Raw genomic sequence first — 19,352 nt, 5'->3', positions numbered from 1 at the left:
ACGATTACTCTGGGCTGGGATAATTGCAGCGATCGCTAATGTTCTGCTCAATCACAATTAGTCATCATTCTTGATTGTGCCAACTCCTTGGTTATTATTAAATATGGCATTTGCTGCACCATAGATATTGACAAAAAATGTTTCATTGGGTTCAACTTTATTATCACCTCTGACGCCAATACTAATAACTTTGCTAGTTTCGCCAGGGTTGAAAATAATTGTCCCCAGCCCAAAATTGTAATCCGAGTCAGATTCTTTAGCGGTACCATCACTCGTACTGTAATTTACAATCACCCTTTGATAAAATTCATTAGAGAGAGTGACGACAAAATTAGCATTAGTTGTCATCCCTGTTGTGCCTTCTTTGACTGATACATCTGCAATGCTAATGGCTGGAGGTTCGTCATCATTTGTGATAGTAGCCACTCCCAAACTATCAGTAATTGTGGTGTTTGTAGCACCGAAGAGATTAACAGAAAATGTCTCGTTGGTTTCAGCTTTGTTATCACCTATGACACCAATACCAAGAGTTTTGCTGGTTTCGCCAGGATTGAAAACTATCGTCCCGGAAGCAGGGTTGTAATCAGAGTCAGAAGTTTTCGCAGTGCCATCACTTGTGTTGTAATTAACAGTAACCTGCTGCAAACTCGGTGCGGAAAGAGTGACGATAAAGTTGGCATTAGTTATTGTGCCTGTGTTACCTTCAGCTATTGAGACATCCGAGATACTGACAGTTGTTGGGTTGTCATCATCAATGATGCTAGCAACTCCTAAACTATCTGCGATCGCGGCGTTTGTCGCACCCAAAAGATTGACAGAAAATGTCTCGTCAGTTTCAGTTTTGTTATCACCTATGACACCAATACCAAGAGTTTTGCTGGTTTCGCCAGGATTAAAAGTAATCGTCCCTAAAGCCGAATTGTAATCAGAGTCAGCAGCGTTAGCAGTACCATCACTCGTGTTGTAATTTACAGTAATCGGCTGATAACTGGGATTAGAAAGACTGATAGTAAAGTTAGCATTATTTGTTGTGCCTGTATTGCCTTCAGAAACTGAGACATCCGAGATAGTGATAGTTGGTTGATTATCATCGTTGATGATGGTAGCAACTCCTAAGCTATCTGCGATCGCAGCATTTGTCGCACCCAAAAGATTGACAGAAAATGTCTCGTCAGTTTCAAATTTGTTATCGCCTACAACACCAATGCTAAGGGTTTTAGTGGTTTCACCAGGATTAAAAGTAATCGTCCCTAAAGCCGAATTGTAATCAGAGTCAGCAGCATCAGTAGTACTATCACTCGTGTGGTAATTTACAGTAATTTGCTGATAACTGGGATTAGAAAGACTGATAGTAAAGTTAGCATTAGTTGTTGTACCTATGTTGCCTTCAGTGACCGAAACATCTGAGATATTGATAGTTGGTTGGTTATCATCGTTGATGATGGTAGCAACTGCTAAACTATCTGCGATCGCAGCATTTGTCGCAGTCAAAAGATTGACGGAAAATGTCTCGTCGGTTTCAGTTTGGTTATCACCTATGACGCCAATACTAATAACTTTGCTCGTTTCCCCAGGATTAAAAGTAATTGTCCCAAAAGCAGAGTTGTAATCAGAATCAGCAAGTTGAGCAGTGCCATCACTCGTGTTGTAATTTACAGTAATCTGTTGAGAACTAGGATTAGAAAGACTGATAGTAAAATTAGCGTTAGTTGTTGTACCTGTATTGCCTTCAGTAACAGAGATATCCGAGATAGTGATAGTTGGTTGGTTGTCATCATCAATGATGTTAGCAACTCCTAAACTATCAAGAATTGTGGAATTTGTCGCACCCAAAAGATTGACAGAAAATGTCTCGTTGGTTTCAGCTTTGTTATCACCGATGACACTAATACTAAGAGTTTTGCTAGTTTCACCAGGATTAAAAGTAATTGTCCCTAAAGCAGAGTTGTAATCAGAGTCAGCAACTTGAGCAGTGCCATCACTCGTGTTGTAATTTACAGTAATCGGCTGATAACTGGCATTGGAGAGAGTGATAGTAAAGTTAGCATTATTTGTTGTGCCTGTATTGCCTTCAATAACTGAAACATCCGAGATGCTGATAGTTGGTTGGCTGTCATCATTAATGATGGTAGCAACTCCTAAACTATCTGCGATCGCGGCATTTGTCGCAGTCAAAAGATTGACGGAAAATGTCTCGTCGGTTTCAAATTTCTTATCGCCTACAACACCAATGCTAAGGGTTTTACTGGTTTCGCCAGGATTGAAAGTAATTGTCCCTAAAGCCGAATTGTAATCAGAGTCAGCAACTTTAGCAGTACCATCACTCGTATTGTAATTTACACTAATCGGCTGATAACTAGCATTGGAGAGAGTAATAGTAAAGTTAGCATTATTTGTTGTGCCTGTATTGCCTTCAGAAACAGAGACATCCGAAATGCTAATAGTTGGTTGGCTATCATCGTTGATGATGTTTACTGTAGCCGAACTGTTAGTAATTGTGGAATTTGTCGGCGCAGTTGTGAGGTTGGGATTGCTCAGGATAACAGTAATGTCTTCATTGAGTTCAAATGTGTTGTCACCCAAAACATTAGCTGTAATTGTCTTTGTGGTTTCCCCAACAGCGAAGCTTAAAGTACCAGATGCAGCAGTTCCTCCACCCGTAACTTGAATATTGTTATAGTCACTGCCAAAAGTTACCGCACCGCCAAAAGCATAATTTACGGTGCTAGCCACGCCAATACCACCACTGCGAGTAACTGTGAAGCTAACAGCTTGAGTACCGCTATTACCTTCAGTTAAAGTTAAGGTGGGAGTGGAAATTGCATATTGAATCGCATCATTAGCAGCAATATTTAGAGTAGTTTCAGTTATTGTTCCCAAATCAGCCCCTGTTAGCGTGCCGAAGTTGAGTACAACTGTTTCTGCATTCTCAGGTAAATCGTCTGGGTTAATAGTAAAAGTAATTAGTTTTGTTAAATTTGCGCCTGTTGCCCCAGCAGTAAAGGAAATGGTAGTGGGGGAAAAAGTGTAATCGTTGCCACTAGTAGCGGTGCTATTGCTTTTGACAACAATAGGAACTGTGACAGCAGTTTCGGGAGAAGCATCTAAGGTAACAGAAACAGTTACTGTAGTGGCAGTACTACCTTCTGTTGTATTGTACGTAGCAGCACCAAAGTTGACTTTTGGAAGTACATATTCAAATGCTCCAATGTCAATTCTCCCGCTTTCAATACGGTCAAAATCCGTGCCGCGCTGATCGGTAGTTAAGCCACCACTGTAAGCCGGATCGCCAGCATTCCTGGCAGGACTGTTAAAGTATAGAGCATGAGTTTGTGTAGAACCACCATAATCTCCTAGCGGTTTGAGTCCGGGGTTGGGGTTAATAATATCTGTACCCGTACCCAGAGTCCCGGATGATTTACCAGTAATTTTGCCAATCAGGTTGTAACCATTGCTATTGAAGTTATTACCATAGACATCGACTCCTTGATTACCTGGGTCAATATTGCCAGCAATGATGCTATTGCTGATGCTCGCCGTGCCGCCAGATTTATAAATACCGCCACCATCACCTTGGGTATTATTATCACTATCAGCGGTGTTGCCAAATATAGTGCTATTGCTGACTGTGGCATTGCTGCTGTAGATGCCGCCACCATGAGTTTTTGCTGTATTGCTAGAAATAGTGCTATTGCTTGTGGTGACACTAGTACTGCTAAAGATGCCACCACCATTACTGTTGGCGGTGTTGCCAGAAAGAGTACTATTGTTTACTGTGACATTGGTACTGTATATGCCTCCCCCAAGGTTCGCTATGTTGCCAGAAATACTGCTATCGTTGAGTGTGACGCTACTGCTACTGTAAATGCCGCCACCATCACCTTGGGTATTGTTATCACTATCAGCGGTGTTGCCAAATATAGTGCTATTGCTGACTGTGGCATTGCTGCTGTAAATGCCCCCACCATTAGTTTTTGCTCTATTGCTAGAAATAGTGCTATTGCTTATGGTGACACTAGTACTGCTACCGTTTGTGAAGATGCCGCCACCATTACTGTTGGCGGTGTTGCCAGAAAGAGTACTATTGTTTACTGTGACACTACTAGTACTGTAAATGCCTCCCCCAAGGTTCGCTATGTTGCCAGAAATACTGCTATCGTTGAGTGTGACGCTACTGCTACTGTAAATGCCGCCGCCATTACTGTTGGCGGTGTTGCCAGAAAAAGTACTATTGCTGACTGTGACACTACTAGTACTGTAAATGCCGCCACCATTTGCTGCATTTCCCCCAGTTATGTTCAATCCATCAATTGAGAGGGAGGCACTGGCATTAAAAATACGGGAAGTATTGTTACCACTAATAGTAAGTTTATTAGCTCCAGTTCCTTGAATAATGACTGCTTGAGTAACATCCAATTCCCCAGAAGTGAGGGTAATGATGTCGGGGGTAGCATCACCGAATATTCCAGTCGTGTCAAAGAGGATTGTCTCAATTCCGGGATCGTTATTGGCATTGATAATAGCTTGCCTTAAGGAGCCAGCACCGCTGTCATTAGTGTTAGTTACTATATAGGTCGTGCCATCTACTTTGACAGATACATCGTCAATCGCTAAACCATGATCGTTCCCTGCATCATCTATGTCTTCCCAACGCAATATAATCTCTTCACCGTTAGCTATTGGGGTAGCTAAGTTAAATATTACAGGCGTTATCACAACTCGATTGCCATTCAAGAAACCTGCGGTTGCAGTTGCAATTGGCCCAGTGAAATCTAGCGATGTGACAGGTGTCCATGTTCCTGTTGTTAAACTTGTGAGAGTTGACCCAGTTTGATAACTAAATTTCAGCTGTTGCTGCGATGTATTGCCACCATTACGCCATTGCTCACCCGTGTAACTTACTTGCAACTTAGTAATTGGTGAACCTGTATTATTTTGGAGGCGCAACCCATAATAAATAGTTCCTGTATTAGCAGAAGCGACAGAACCAAGTGCCCGTTCTGTGGTTGTACCAAAACTGTACATTGCACCTGTATTATTAGTGCCAAAACCAGTGATATAATTTGTTCTTGTGGAATACCAGCCTGAAATAGTTGAATCATTATTCCAAGCAATAGATGTTCCGAAAGCAGCTAATGTGTTGAAGTTTTGAGAGTATGTACCAGTAAAACTAGCTGGTAAAATAGATTTGTAAGCCTGTATTACTTCCGGTTTAAATGCTAGGGAAGCCTCAATTTTCTCCGTCTTCACTTCTAAATCCCAGTCGCCACCTAAAGCTACACTTCCAGTTTTATTATTGGAAGCGGCAACATCTGCTCCAGTAATTCGGCTAATTTGTTGCACAAATTTTGTGCCTTCACCACTGGCTACATCACAGCCATAAAGTAGGATGTCAGCTTTCTCAGTTAAAGCACTTGTCCACTTTTGTAACTGATTTTTGTAACTATCCAAGTTGCTAAGGTTGAAGTTGATTGACCCTAGTTGCAAACTTCCTACACTTCCGTGGGAAACAATGTGAATTGATTGAACTGAATTAGATTCACGTTTTGTTAGAAACTCGGTTATTTGTGCTAAACCGTCTCTATTGGGATCAAGAATAACAACTTCACTGCCGAGTGCGATACCAGATACCAAACTTTGGTAATCTATAACTTTTGGATCTATAAAAACAATATTTCTGCTTGCTTCTATTAATTTTATAGTAGACTTATTTCTGGTTTTAGGGTGATGATTTTCTGGCAGGTTTATCATAATTATTGTCCTTAAATATAATTTTTTAGCTTTAGTTAGCTTGGTAATATTGAGCGTGCATAACAAAATAGAAAGTGAATGACTATGCATTCGCTTTCATTCCCAAATTAAATCGGTAATTAAACCTTTTATCTAATGAGACAAAACCGCAATATTTTTAGTTGTTATATAAGCAAGCACGCCTTGAATAAAGTTAGCTGTTTTTTAGTCGCAGCTTTTGTTTATAGCAATTTATACTAAGTTTAGTGACAAGACAACTGCATTTACACTTAAAATAACAATAGATTGACTGAAATTTGAGTATATCTAGCTTTATTAATAGTTATGATGCTAACAATACTTTTTGGATAGCTAAGACTTTGGTCTGGATGCGATCGCAACTTCTAATTTGTACAAGATAGTATGGGCAAGAACCTTGATGAAAAACTATATTTGGCAAGTAGACCGATAAATTTTGCTTGATTACCTTCATCAACCTGGGTAACTTAAATACTCATCTAACACAAAATTTCGTCTATGCGCCTGACTTCACTGGATGTTTTTCGTGGCATTACCATTGCTGGAATGATTCTCGTCAATATGGCGGGTGTCGCAGATGATGTATATCCTCCCTTAGCCCACGCCGATTGGCACGGCTGCACGCCACCGGATTTGGTATTTCCCTTCTTTCTCTTCATAATCGGTGTAGCAATGACTTTCTCGCTGTCAAAATACACTGAAGGCAATAAACCAACCTCAGCTATTTACTGGCGGATATTGCGCCGCGCCACTATTCTCTTTGCTTTGGGATTGCTACTAAATGGCTTTTGGAATCAGGGTATTTGGACTTTTGATTTGAATAGTATCCGCATTATGGGAGTGTTGCAGCGCATCAGCCTTACTTATCTGCTGGCTTCCCTTGCTGTTCTCAACCTTGGGCGCAAAGGTCAAGGGATACTAGCAGTAGTGCTACTCATTAGCTACTGGCTAATGATGATATATGTAACAGTGCCAGAATATGGTGCCGGAGTTTTGACGCGAGAAGGTAATTTCAGTGCTTATGTTGACCGTCTGATTATTCCCAAAGCACATTTATACAAAGGTGATGGTTTCAACTTTATGGGAGATCCAGAAGGACTTTTCAGTACTATTCCCGCCATAGTAAGCGTCCTCGCTGGCTACTTCACTGGTCAATGGATACGCAGTCAACCTGTACAGTCTCGCACAAGTATCGGTTTAGGATTATTTGGAGTTGGTTGCTTAATTATTGGTTGGGCGTGGGGGTGGACATTCCCAATCAACAAAAAGCTGTGGACAAGTTCTTATGTAGTATTTACAACAGGTTGGGCGTTACTATTGCTAGCAGCTTGTTATGAACTTATCGAAGTACGGCTGATGCGTCGCTGGAGTAAAGCTTTTGAAATTATGGGCTTAAATGCGATCGCTCTTTTTGTTGCATCGGTTTTGTTAATTAAAATTTTAGTCAAAACTACTATTGGCACTGGCAAAGATGCTCCCAGTACCTATAATTGGATTTACCAGAATTTTTTCGCATCTTGGGCGGGTGTGCTGAATGGTTCCCTGTTATTTGCCTTGGTCACAGTGTTGTTGTGGTGGGCTGTTGGTTTTCTGATGTATCGGCAACGCTGGTTTCTGAAAGTGTAAAAAAGATTTTTGTTGTTATTTACGTTTTAGTGTTTTCAATGTTACAACAAGTATTAAGTGATAGATTGTAACACTTTAGGAACAAAGACAATCGCAACTTTATCTATATTATTGGCGCGTTAATCTGCGCTTTCTTTAGCAAACTTACTTAAGTCCTGATATCGTTTCTAACGGCAGAAGCGTCTACAGACTTATCTGTGCGTTGAAAATTCTTATTTCTTCTAATTCACTAAATTAATCTATAGAAAAATTGTGAGGTAATCGATGCGTCATATCAATTTTTGGGTATTTTTGCCAATTACCTTAATATTGGGCTGCTCAAATCAACTGCTTCAATCTAACCCGTCTGTAGCCAACTCTAACCCAGCAGTACAAACTAGTCCAACTTTATTAGCAAAGGCGAGTTACCTTTCACCATTGGAACAACAGGTAATTGTTGAAACAAATAAGGTAAGAACAAATCCTAAAGCATACCTCCCAATTCTGGAAAACTATAGAAAGCGCTTTGAAGGGAACCGAGTCAAAATTTCTAATAATACCTATTTGCGAACTCAAGAGGGAGTTAAAGCAGTTGATGAAGCGATCGCATTTCTCAAATCAGCACGTCCTATAGGAGCCTTGAGTGCATCTAAGGGTATGTCTTTAGGAGCAAAAGACCACGTAAAAGACCAAGGCCCAAAAGGTGCTATAGGTCATGATGGTAGCGATGGTAGCAACCCATTTACTCGCATCAACCGCTATGGTAAATGGCAAACAACTGCAGGCGAAAATATCAGTTATGGCCCAAACACCGCTCAAGATATCGTCATGCAATTAATTATTGATGATGGTGTGCGCGATCGCGGCCATCGAAAAAACATTTTTAACGGCGCTTTTAAAGTGTCTGGTGTTGCTTATGGAACTCACAAATTATATAGAACAATTTGTGTAATTGAGTACGCTGGGGGGTATAGGGAAAAATAATTTACAGCGTTTTTCAAGTAATTGAACCACACCACGTCCTACTCCCTTATCTCCCTCATCTCAATTGTGGTCTAAATACCTGAAAACTGCTGTAAGGTGGGGAATATACCTGGCGATTATAAATCGCGTCTACACAAACAGGAGCTATACCTCCGTGGACTAAGAATAAGTCAAGCTCATAACTATTGTCATGCGGGTTTTGTCAGTGTAGACACGGTTTATAACTGCCGATTTAGTGTTAAGTTAACTATTCTTCACCAACCCAAGCACCATGAAATCCATAAGGCACTCGTTGAGGAATTATCACCCGCGCTACAGGTTCAGCGGTCACATCTTGGGCATTCACCACTACTAATTCTGAAGTGTTTGAATTCTCATCATGGACGAAAGTCACAAGCCAACCATCATCCTCAGCAGTTGCACCAGTACGCGGTGCAAACACAACTTCACCGCCATAGCGCCCCTGTCCATATTTATGGATTTGGGACTGTTCATTGCTGAAGTCGTACTTAATTATACCTTCAAATAGAGGTAGGGGACTATTCGCCATTTTGTTAGTGTAGCCATATCGGGTTTGTCGCCCCAATAGATTTTCGTTGAGGCGGGGAAATTCTGAAGCTACATCATCCAACATCTCCTCACGCACTGTCCCCGTGTTGAGATTAAACCGCCAACGATACAAGCGCGGGATATTTCCTTCTGGGTCGGGTTGCGAATCATCAGAACTCAAAACAGTAGTAGAACTCATGCGACAGGCAATAAGTACCACTTCATCTCCGTCTTCGTAAGCGTTGAGGGTATGGAAGACGTAGCAAGAGCGACTCTCAAACCAGCGGATATTACTGTTGTCACCATGACGTGGTAGAATGCCAAAACGACTTGGGCGATCGCGCTCAAACATCATTACAGGTTCTCCTCGTTGCGCTCTTTCAAGGTTAAAAGTCAGCGGCAAATCCATAAATATTGTATAGTTTTCTGTGATGGCGAAATCGTGCATCATCACCCCTATTGGCAGGTCAATTGGCACTGTTCGTAACAGTTCGCCTTGTGCTGAAACCACACTATATTGGACGTATGGTGGCGTGAGCAGAGAGTAGCCAAAGAAGATCATTTCTCCTGTAACCGGATCTACCTTGGGATGGGCTGTGAAGGCAGAAACCAGCTTGCCATTGTAGGTGTACTCGCCAATGGTTTCTAATTCTGGAAGCTTGATGGTGTGAGGTTTACCACTTTCGTTCAGCGCCAACATCTGACCAGCGTGCCACACTAGAGCAGTGTTGCCAGTGTTTTTGCGGGGGCCGTTGGGGTTATTCATCTGCCGTGGTTCCAATAACCCTGTCCAAAGAGCCTTACCCGCTTCTCGTTCTTTTTTCCATCCAGCTGTCTGGACGTAGCGGTTACGATAAGTAGCTACGCCGTTGCTAATTCGCACACCATGCAACATCCCATCCCCATCAAACCAGTGATATTCACCGATGGGTGTCCATTGAGGGTTAGGACCATTTCGGACAAACATCCCGGATAGATCGGGGGGTAGTTCACCAATGACTGGCAATTTGTCAGTGGTGATTTCTTCATGAATTGGAGCAAAATTGCCATTGAGATAGGGATTGACTGCTATTGTTACCATTGTCTTGATTTCACTGTAAATTTTTACTGTACATTCGGGTTTGTCATTATGCCCACATTAAACTTTTGAGGGCGTTGTAGAATTTTTGCAACCAATCTACAAATTAAACTTTTTTCTCTTGCTGTTTAATTCATTTGATTTCTAGGAGGTTCCATTCATCTTTATCATAGGATGTGCTAAAGCAGGCATCTAATATTTTTTTAGCGATCGCTTCTGTAGTTGCACGTAAACTTAATACAAGGACGTTATTTATTAATCTAACTAGTACCGCAAGGCGGAAGTCACGCATTCACGCATTCACGCATAATTGTATTTCAATACTAGCGCCATTATCAAAGTTCTTTGAAAGACCGCAAACTAATGTGTCACTATTGTTGAACACGCCGGGTGATAGACTGGTTACGAACAAACCATCGCTTGGTGTAACAATTTTGGTAACGTTCTCACCGTTACTTATAGAGAGTCTTTTTTGAGGGGAACTATTAATATTTCCGAAGGCTACTGTATCCCTATTGTTAGTAAATATATAGTCTATATCCCGACAGGAATGAATCAATTCAAAATTCACGCATTAAATACAGCCACACCCCTTGTGGCGTTGGGTTTCTACCTACCTTGGGATGCAAGGATTATTTCGCGCCACAAGGGGCGAGGTTTTGAACCTAAATTTTCTTCATAAAATGGCGATATCTTTAACATCGAGTCCAGCATTATTTAAGGCACTTGCAGTTAAACCAATTCGCAATTCGCTTTTTCGCCCATTCGCAATTACGTGTTGTAACGGGGATAAAGACAAGAGCCACAACACTTGCGGCTTGATAGAAGCCGGGGATTTAAACCCCTACACTTTGTTAAAAAAACATGCGATCGCACAAGCGGAAGACCTTGTTTGGATTTTGGATTAAATTTCAATCTAAAATTCTTGCTTTTCTGCTCCCATCCCCCGATCTTTCCTCTTCAGCTAAGGCTTCTGGCTACCAACTTCTTGTGTTTCAGGAGTAATGGGAGCGCCATTGGTTAAGTTAAGAATGCCGGAAACAACAATTTTGTCCCCCGCTTTTAGTCCTTCGATAACTTGATAATTATTCCCCTGAATAACTCCTAATTTCACCGGCTTTTGTTGAGCTACTAAAGCTGGCGCTCCAGGTTTAGACTTTTCTGCTGGCGCTTGTGCCACAAATACAAAAGTCTCTCCACCCAAGCGAGATACTGCTGTAACTGGAATTAAAATTCCTGGACGTTCGTTCCAGATTACTCTAGTTTGCACTGACTGAAGATTAAGCAGTCGATTTCTCGAATTACCAAAGTTGGCTTTTACCAAAACTGTCTGCGAATCTAAACTAGCGTTTGGGGAGATAAAACTGATTTTACCCCTTGCTATGGGTTTGTCTTGGACATCCAGCATTTGCACGGGTAAGCCTAAGCGCAATTTTTTGGCTTCATCTACGGGAACGGAAATATTCAGTTCTAAAGAGTCGTTTCTAGTTAGTGTAGTGAGTTGATCGGCTTTTTCCACATAATCTCCCACTTTTGCTGGAATATCACCAACAATGCCAGTGAAAGGTGCCAGAACTTTTGTGTATTGCAGTTGGACTTGGGCAGCTTGAACTTGGGCAGCTGCTTGAGTTACTTGCGATTGCGCTTGGGCAATTTCTTCTGGACGGGAACCATTTTCTAGTTGTCTTAAGTTTTGTTTCTGTTGTTCCAGAGCACCAGCTAGCTCATTGATACTAGATTTTCTGCTTTGGCGGAGTTGATCTAGGCGTTTCTGGGCTACGACCAGGGCAGCTTCAGCACTTTGCTGTTCTTTGACATATCCTTCTAAGGTATCTTGAGAAACTGCACCTTCTTTTCTCAATTGTGCGTATCGCTTGGCGCGTGACTGTGCTAGTTCCACATCGGATTTAGCTGACTGAATTTGAGCCTCAGCCTGAGCAATTTCTTCTGGTTGCGATCCCGATTGAGCATCTCTAAAACGAGCTTGGGCTTGGGCTAACTCCGCTCTAGCTTGGGCAACTTCTTCTTGTCGCGTACCTGCTTTGAGTTCAGCAAGCTTTGCTTGGGCTTCTTGCAGTGAGCCTCTAGCTTGTAACAATTGAGCTTGGGCATTATCACTTTGCAGACTAATAATGACTTGTCCTTGTTGAACGCGGTTGCCCTCTTGGATGAAAATCTCGGTAATTCGTCCTTCAACCTGTGGCTTGATGATTACTGAACGTGGAGCTTCTAAAGAGCCAATAAACTCCGAACTTTCTTGAACGGTTTCAGTTTTCACTGTCGCTAGCTTGACCGGAACTGCTCTAGGTTGACCGGCATTTGCTTCAGCACCACCTATTGCTTTGCTAGCATTACTAGTTTGCCACCAGCGCCAACCAAAACCTACACCTGCAATTAATAAGACGATTCCTAATATCAGGGGCCAACGCCGTTTTTGAGGTGGCTTAGGCGATCGCTGTGGCAATTCTTGCGATTCTTGACTAGAATCAGTAACAGCGGACTGTTCTGTTTCAATGGAAAGGGGAGAGTCAGGGAACTCAGAATGGGACATCTTCGTTTTCTCGTCTTGTGGATTTAGACTTGCGCAATCTACTCTTCGCTAAAAAAGCATTAATTATTTGAATAGTTTTTTAGCCTTTTTTCTCTATGTTGGTGAAAAATTATGTTTGGGTATTTGGGCGATCGCTCATGATGTCTAGCACCTCAAATGAACCAATTTTGTTCAGCACATTATGGTTGATTTGTACATTACTTAACTCCGTTCAATTTCTTAAAGTGTAATTTATAGTTTTTTGTTAGTCAGTATAAACACAGTGCTTTAGCTCACAGAGAAAGCATGGTTCATATTGTTGCAGCTAAAGCTTCTGCCTGTAAAGCGATCGCTTTGGTAATCAGAGCAAGTTAGTAAATTGCTTTTTAGTTCTGTAAATGACGAAATAAAGTTACCTCATTGACCGCAGCAACACGAGCAATTTCTCACGTTGTCGCTGTGGTTAAACTTGCCGTTGCAAATACCTTAGTTGGTGACTAGCTCAACGGTGCATGAGTTTGTGCCGTCTTTGATGCTAAGTTTTCTATGAATGTTTGCAAGCGCTTGCTTGCATTATAACCACATAGCAGACGAGATTAGTATTAGTTACAGATGAGCTTATCGCTCTTGAGTATTACTGAATATTGATCTTAAGGAAGAAAAAAGTCTGGAGCGATGCCTTCTCTACAAGACGCGTAGCTTTGCTTCTTTACAGGAGTACGCCAACGGTGGGCTACGCCTACGCTGATTAATTCAGCTCTATTAATCAAAGTTGCGAGTTTCATCAAGTTATCTTCACCAAAAACGGTGTGTAATCAACCAGTGTTCTCTAGATTCCTATTTTTGAGCAGTCTCAACTTCCTACAGTTAGTTCACCCGATCGGTTGATCTTTAACTCACCCGAATGGGTGATTTAATTTATCCCAATTGGGGTTTTCTTTGTGTAGCTAACGAGTGAGAAATCTTCAATCCTGTTCAACCATCCACAACTGATTTCTTAGAATCGAATTTTGGTAAAATACCCACAGTTGATTTTCGGTTGGTAACAATATCAGAAAAAAGCCACTCATAGCGATCGAGGGCTTGCTCTAAGGAATAGTTTTCTTCGGCAAATTGTCTTCCTGTGTTACCTAGCTTCGTCCCTAAAGCCGGATTAGCATATAAATCATGCACTGCCGCAGCCATTGCTTGGGGCGACTCCGGTTCAACAACTATCCCACCACCACTGAGTTCGATCGCTTTAGCAGCAGTACCAGTGGCGGGAACTGAACCCACTATTGGGCGACCACTGGCCAATAACAGTGGTATTTTTGAAGGCATATTGAACGAAATCACATTATGCTTTTGCACAATTAGCCCGACATCAGAAGCTGCTAGCATTTCAGGTAGTTTTTCTCGCGGCTGTAACGGTAGTAGCAAAACATTATCTACTCCATTTGATAGACAATATTCCTGCAACCTTTGCAATGCTCTTGATTCCCCAACAATGACAAAGACAATATCTTTGATATGACGTAAACAAACAGCTGCTTCTATTACTGTCTCTAAACCTTGCGTGAGAGCAATGTTGCCTGAATAAAGTACTACAAATTTCCCATCTAGTTGATGGTTAGATATCCAAGAGTTGCTCTGTTTCGGTAACGGGCGAATGAAATTTACATTTACCCAATTGGGAATACAAAGGATTTTATTAACAGGTACTCCCTTATTTACTAAATTCTCACGAAACCCATCAGCGATCACACTAATAGCGTGTGCATTCAGATATGCAAATTTCTCTAAAGCTGCAAGAGTTCGGATCATCCACTTGTTTTTTAATAACCCGATACGCACAGCAGCTTCTGGTAAAATATCTTGCACATTTAGAACTACTGGGCAGTTGTATAACCAGCCCAATGTTGTAGCTGGTAACGTACCTAGTAGCGGCGGAACTGTTAAGATAATCACATCTGGTCGCCCACCTTTAAAGGCTTGGGGTAAGCTTGTGAAAACAAAGCTCAACTCCAGTAACAGCCGATCCACGAGGTTAGGTTTAGACTTAATTCGGACGTAACTTCGCGCAATTGTGACGCCATTTTTTTGTTCCGTAAGATACCATTTATTTTGATACCCATCGTAAATCTCGCGCTGAGGATAGTTGGGCATTGCCGTAATCACTCGCACTTTATGACCTCGCTTTACTAGTCCTTCTGCCAATTCAGTCATTAACGGAGCAATTCCAATTGGCTCTGGATGATAATTGTAGGAATAAATCAGAATATGCATGAACTATTTGTGAATTTTGTGAAGATAGCATGAGACAATCGCATTACTTATTAATAGCCAGTAGTGACTGCTATTTTTATTGCTTACAGCGTTTTCTTTTGCATGAAGCATAAAGCTATAGGTTTAGAGGCAGGAGGCAGAGTAGAAACTGTTTATATCTGATTTATATCTCTGCATTTTATTACCTTATTTATTTACAAATGCTGTATTTGGACTGGTAAAATTGTTTAATTAAAAAAAATGTGTTAAACATTGCTTATAAATTTGATTTGTGGTTTTCAAAAGAGAGTTTTTGTCCGGCATAAAAAACTTAAAAATCAAAATATAACTTTGTATAAACAGGTTAAGCTCTTGATAAATATAGACTTTATTTTCTGGTGATTATGACAATAGTTGGTCTGTTTATTTGCAAACTAATGCCTAAATTTAAGTAGAACGGCGTAAATATTTGTAGTTAGGATGAGGCAGGAGGCAGGTGGTCACTGAGCGTAGTCGAGGTGAGGCAGGAAGGAAAAGGTTTTAGCCTCATTTATCTTTATTACATAGTTGTGTTTTTTCCCACCGACTTATTTACACTTGGGGAATTGTAGCATTATATTCAGTGTTGTGCATATAACCCTCATTCCGCCTTTTCAACTGGCACATGAAGTATTTTTAACCAAGCATCAGTATTGTATTCATTAGAGAAAATCTCACTTTTTAAGTAGTTTAAAGGCACTGACCAAAACAGTGTTGAGTGCTGAGTAATGAATGCTGAGGTAAAAGTAAAATTAATTGCACTCATATTTCTAATGAGGTTATATGATAACCCTACTAGTTAACTGAACTAGTAGGGCTAGAATAGAGATTCAGTAAATTTGGCAAGCTCTGACTAGAAAGCCCTAATTTTTAGTAAGAGGCTTGCTTTTTCTTTAAAGTTGAAGCTACACCCAACCCAGCAAATGCTAGCAAACCTAAGAGGGAAGCAGGTTCAGGGACTTTGGATACCTGAATAGAGCCAAAATTTTGATCTAGTGTTATTGACGTTCCCTGTTGATCGACATCCTGACGTAATTGCAAAGAGTCGCCAACTGTTCCCTGGAAGAAATATTCTCCAATTACACCCGTCCCTCCTGCAACATCAAAGGGGCCAAATAATGTCTGAGTAGAAGTATCAAAATTGAACGCGAAGAAGCTAGATTCTGACACTCCACTACTAACGGTGTTATAGGTTCCTAGAAGATTTTTAGATGGGTCTAAGAAGGAGACATTCAAGGATTGTAAAAAGTTGGTTGCTCCGCTACCAGCTTCTGAAATGATTGTTGGTGCTGTAGTTTCGTCGTAGCTGAATGAACCTGTTGCTGAGTAACCAGCATCACCTTGCCAGTTAAATTTTAATTCAATAGCTTGGGCTGGGTTGTTAGCACCAGCCGCGATCGCAGCAACCAGTGTTGCGATCGCGGTGATTTTGGCGAAAATATTTTTCATGGTCATAACTCCAAAATTGATTGTCATGATGCATGTATCAATGCATCAATCAACACTAAGCTTACGATAGAAATTTATATCGGTAAATACGGCATAAAATACGGTATCTAATGTAATGAATCTATGAAGAGAAGCGCTTTTTTTATAAAGTTTTGCATAAAATGTCAAGTCTATAACAATGTCTATTGTTAATTATGGGGTTTTCCCCTTGTCCACTTCAATGACCGATTCAGCTAAAAATCACGAGCGATCACCTGAGAATAACTGATAAAGTTGAGCTACGCAAAATTGAAAACAGTGTCCTATGCCTGGGTTTCTATTAGAAGTTGGTACAGAAGAACTACCTGCAAGTTTTCTCAGTGATGCTCTAGTGCAATGGCAGGAGCGCATTCCCCAAAGCCTGGAAGCAAACAGCCTCAAGGGCGAAAGTGTCCAGGTGTATGGTACTCCCCGGCGGTTGGCGGTATTGATTAAAGGGCTACCATCGCAGCAACCAGATCGAGAAGAAGAAATTAAAGGGCCCCCCGCCCAAGCCGCCTTTAAAAATGGTCAGCCGACAGCAGCAGCAGCAGGCTTTGCCAAAAAGCAAGGTGTGGAACTGGATGCGCTATCTGTTCGCCCCACTGACAAAGGGGAATTTGTCTTTGTGCAAAAAAGAATTCCCGGTCGTCCGGTGGCGGAAATATTGACAGAACTTATTCCCCAATGGATTTGGGGTTTGGAAGGTAAGCGGTTAATGCGTTGGGGGAATGGAGATGCCAGGTTTTCCCGACCAATTCGTTGGCTGGTAGCTTTGTTAGATGAGACGGTATTGCCTTTAGAATTAGTGAATGGTTCTAAAACGATTCAGAGCGATCGCCTGACCCAAGGTCATCGGGTTTTGCATCCTGAACCTGTGACAATTGCCCAAGCTACTGATTATGTTACCGCCCTCAAGTCTGCTTATGTCACCGTTGACCCAGAAGAACGGGTAAATCTGATTAAAGAGCAAGTAAATGCAGTAGCCGAGAATTTAGGCGGGTATACAGTAATTTACCCCGATTTGTTAGCGGAAGTAACCAACCTTGTAGAATATCCTTCCGCAGTTGTTGGTAAATTTGAACCAGAATTTTTAGAATTACCAACTGAGGTAATTACTGAAGTCATGGTTACTCATCAACGTTATTTTCCTGTATTCAAACCAGGGAGTTTTGAGCAAGAATTATTGCCCAATTTCATCACCATTTCTAACGCTGATCCCAAGAAATCAGATATTGTTGCTGTAGGGAATGAAAGGGTAATTCGTGCCAGATTAGCTGATGGCAGATTTTTCTACGAAGCTGATTTAACTAAGCCAATAGAAAGCTTTTTACCCCAGTTAGAAAAAGTCACTTTCCAAGAAGAATTGGGTTCGGTGCGTGCCAAGGTAGATAGAATAGTTAAAATTGCCGAGCAAATTAGCAGTCAATTAGGATTAACGGAGAATCAAAGCCAAAGAATCCAACGAGCTGCTTTATTATGTAAAGCAGATTTGGTGACACAAATGGTGTATGAATTTCCCGAATTACAAGGCATTATGGGAGAAAAATATGCCTTAGCTAGTGGTGAAGATGCCGAAGTAGCAAAGGGAATTTATCAACATTATTTGCCAAAGGGAGCCGATGATGTCTTACCTGAAACACTCACGGGTAAAATCGTTGGTTTGGCAGATAGATTAGATACTTTAGTGAGTATCTTTGGTTTAGGCTTAATTCCTTCCGGTTCATCCGATCCCTTTGCCTTGCGCCGTGCTGCCAATGCTGTAGTTAAAATTGCTTGGTTTGATAATTTGCCGATAAATTTAGATGATTTGTTGGTGCAAATAGCAACAGACTTTGCAGCAAAATATCACAAAGACCAGGCATCATTAACCGCAGCATTACAAGAGTTTTTCTTGCAACGCATCCGCACTTTACTACAAGAAGAAAAGCAAATTGATTACGACTTAGTAAATGCAGTTTTGGGAGAAAACGACCCAGAATACACAGAACGGACGTTAAAAGATTTATTGGATGTCCGCGATCGCGCCTTATACTTACAACAAATCCGCAACGACAGTACCTTAGATAACATCTACGAAACCGTTAACCGTTCCACACGATTAGCCGCTCAAGGTGATTTAGATACAAAACAGCTAGAACCAACAACCGTAGTCCGTCAAGAATTATTCCAAAAGCCCTCTGAGATAGCTTTGTATAATGCGCTAATCGAATCAGTGCCCCAAACTCAAGCAGCACAGCAGACCCGAAATTATCAACTGTTAGTAGCAGCACTAACAAAAATTGCTCCGGCAGTTAGTAACTTTTTTGATGGCCCAGATAGCGTTTTAGTTATGGACTCCGATCCAGAAGTCAAGCATAATCGGTTACATCTGCTCGGATTAGTTCGCAATCATGCCCGTGTTTTAGCTGACTTCGGTGCGATCGTCAAAAATCTGTAGCGTAGGTCAACAAAAACTTGTGTAATTTTTGCCAAGAAACGCTAGTATAGGGAGTGCTTAACCAGGGACACTCTGCTGCAATCTATGTCCAAAGCTACTGTTATTGGATTGGGAAAGTCCGGTGTTGCAGCGGCGAGATTGTTGAAACGGGAAGGTTGGGAGGTAGAGCTGAGCGATGGCAACACCTCCAAAACCCTCCTAGAACAACAACAAGAACTCGCTGCCGAGCAAATAACCGTTAAACTAGGACAATCCCTAGAATTGAATCGTGCTAATTTACCCCAATTAATAGTCGTTAGTCCTGGCGTGCCTTGGGATATTCCCGTATTAGTTGAGGCACGCCAATTAGGTATTGAAACTATTGGCGAAATGGAACTCGCTTGGCGAAATTTACAATCGCTACCTTGGGTAGGAATTACCGGCACTAACGGCAAAACTACTACCACAGCTTTAATTGCTGCCATTTTCCAAGCAGCAGAATTAAATGCACCCGCCTGCGGTAACATTGGCTACGCCGCTTGTGAAGTTGCCCTATCCCAGGGAGCAGGGAGCAGGGAGCAGGGAGTAGGGGGAGATAGGGAAGTAAATTCTTCCTCATCTCCCTCATCCCCCTCATCTCCCTCATCCCCCTCATCTCCCTCATCCCC

At 41.6% G+C, this 19,352-nt stretch carries 11 protein-coding genes; 5 read left to right on the top strand and 6 right to left on the bottom strand.

Translation table 11 applies throughout. The features are described from left to right. Nucleotides 1-57: 57 nt before the first annotated feature. Nucleotides 58-5,751, bottom strand: a complete 5,694-nt coding sequence (locus RMY63_RS21100; RefSeq protein ID WP_322730580.1) for a Calx-beta domain-containing protein — start codon at nucleotides 5,749-5,751, stop codon at nucleotides 58-60. 516 nt (nucleotides 5,752-6,267) lie between these two features. On the opposite strand from RMY63_RS21100, the gene RMY63_RS21095 reads away from it, so the two are divergent. Next, nucleotides 6,268-7,395 carry an acyltransferase family protein gene (locus tag RMY63_RS21095; RefSeq protein WP_322730579.1) on the top strand — a complete coding sequence of 376 codons (1,128 nt, stop codon included), beginning with the start codon at nucleotides 6,268-6,270 and terminating at the stop codon, nucleotides 7,393-7,395. A 264-nt stretch (nucleotides 7,396-7,659) separates the two neighbouring features. Continuing rightward, a complete protein-coding gene (locus tag RMY63_RS21090; protein ID WP_322730578.1) occupies nucleotides 7,660-8,358 on the top strand; it encodes a CAP domain-containing protein in 699 nt (232 codons plus the stop codon). 247 nt (nucleotides 8,359-8,605) lie between these two features. Here RMY63_RS21090 and RMY63_RS21085 read toward each other — a convergent pair whose 3' ends face one another. Continuing rightward, nucleotides 8,606-9,988, bottom strand: coding sequence for a carotenoid oxygenase family protein (locus RMY63_RS21085; protein WP_322730577.1), 1,383 nt, complete (start codon nucleotides 9,986-9,988; stop codon nucleotides 8,606-8,608). 130 nt (nucleotides 9,989-10,118) lie between these two features. Next, entirely contained in the window at nucleotides 10,119-10,277 is a 159-nt protein-coding gene (locus tag RMY63_RS21080) for a hypothetical protein (protein ID WP_322730576.1), read from the bottom strand. A 391-nt stretch (nucleotides 10,278-10,668) separates the two neighbouring features. Between RMY63_RS21080 and RMY63_RS21075 the strand changes: the two genes are divergently transcribed. Next, on the top strand, nucleotides 10,669-10,893 hold the full coding sequence (locus tag RMY63_RS21075; protein ID WP_322730575.1) for a hypothetical protein: 225 nt from the start codon (nucleotides 10,669-10,671) through the stop codon (nucleotides 10,891-10,893). A 56-nt stretch (nucleotides 10,894-10,949) separates the two neighbouring features. Here the strand turns inward: RMY63_RS21075 and RMY63_RS21070 are convergent, their stop codons facing one another. From RMY63_RS21070 to RMY63_RS21060, 3 genes are all read right to left on the bottom strand, one after another. Beyond that, complete coding sequence (locus tag RMY63_RS21070) at nucleotides 10,950-12,536, bottom strand: efflux RND transporter periplasmic adaptor subunit (protein WP_322730574.1); 1,587 nt, start codon at nucleotides 12,534-12,536, stop codon at nucleotides 10,950-10,952. 954 nt (nucleotides 12,537-13,490) lie between these two features. After that, nucleotides 13,491-14,780, bottom strand: a complete 1,290-nt coding sequence (locus RMY63_RS21065) for a glycosyltransferase family 4 protein (protein ID WP_322730573.1) — start codon at nucleotides 14,778-14,780, stop codon at nucleotides 13,491-13,493. A gap of 888 nt (nucleotides 14,781-15,668) precedes the next feature. Further along, nucleotides 15,669-16,247 carry a PEP-CTERM sorting domain-containing protein gene (locus tag RMY63_RS21060; RefSeq protein WP_322730572.1) on the bottom strand — a complete coding sequence of 193 codons (579 nt, stop codon included), beginning with the start codon at nucleotides 16,245-16,247 and terminating at the stop codon, nucleotides 15,669-15,671. A 304-nt stretch (nucleotides 16,248-16,551) separates the two neighbouring features. Between RMY63_RS21060 and glyS the strand changes: the two genes are divergently transcribed. Beyond that, on the top strand, nucleotides 16,552-18,705 hold the full coding sequence (gene glyS / locus RMY63_RS21055; RefSeq protein ID WP_322730571.1) for a glycine--tRNA ligase subunit beta: 2,154 nt from the start codon (nucleotides 16,552-16,554) through the stop codon (nucleotides 18,703-18,705). A gap of 84 nt (nucleotides 18,706-18,789) precedes the next feature. Next, nucleotides 18,790-19,352, top strand: a 563-nt coding sequence (locus RMY63_RS21050; RefSeq protein ID WP_322730570.1) for a Mur ligase family protein, incomplete at its 3' end; no start/stop codon positions are given.

The sequence above is a fragment of the Nostoc sp. ChiQUE01b genome (assembly GCF_034531255.1).
GTDB lineage: Bacteria > Cyanobacteriota > Cyanobacteriia > Cyanobacteriales > Nostocaceae > Nostoc.
This window is presented reverse-complemented; position numbering and strand designations above follow the sequence as displayed.

Bases quoted from the DNA above. Each gene is read 5' to 3' on its own strand.
- RMY63_RS21060 (WP_322730572.1), bottom strand. From the start codon at position 16,247: ATGAAAAATATTTTCGCCAAAATCACCGCGATCGCAACACTGGTTGCT.
- RMY63_RS21085 (WP_322730577.1), bottom strand. From the start codon at position 9,988: ATGGTAACAATAGCAGTCAATCCCTATCTCAATGGCAATTTTGCTCCA.
- RMY63_RS21070 (WP_322730574.1), bottom strand. From the start codon at position 12,536: ATGTCCCATTCTGAGTTCCCTGACTCTCCCCTTTCCATTGAAACAGAA.
- RMY63_RS21100 (WP_322730580.1), bottom strand. From the start codon at position 5,751: ATGATAAACCTGCCAGAAAATCATCACCCTAAAACCAGAAATAAGTCT.
- RMY63_RS21080 (WP_322730576.1), bottom strand. From the start codon at position 10,277: ATGCGTGACTTCCGCCTTGCGGTACTAGTTAGATTAATAAATAACGTC.
- RMY63_RS21095 (WP_322730579.1), top strand. From the start codon at position 6,268: ATGCGCCTGACTTCACTGGATGTTTTTCGTGGCATTACCATTGCTGGA.
- RMY63_RS21065 (WP_322730573.1), bottom strand. From the start codon at position 14,780: ATGCATATTCTGATTTATTCCTACAATTATCATCCAGAGCCAATTGGA.
- glyS (WP_322730571.1), top strand. From the start codon at position 16,552: ATGCCTGGGTTTCTATTAGAAGTTGGTACAGAAGAACTACCTGCAAGT.
- RMY63_RS21075 (WP_322730575.1), top strand. From the start codon at position 10,669: ATGGCGATATCTTTAACATCGAGTCCAGCATTATTTAAGGCACTTGCA.
- RMY63_RS21090 (WP_322730578.1), top strand. From the start codon at position 7,660: ATGCGTCATATCAATTTTTGGGTATTTTTGCCAATTACCTTAATATTG.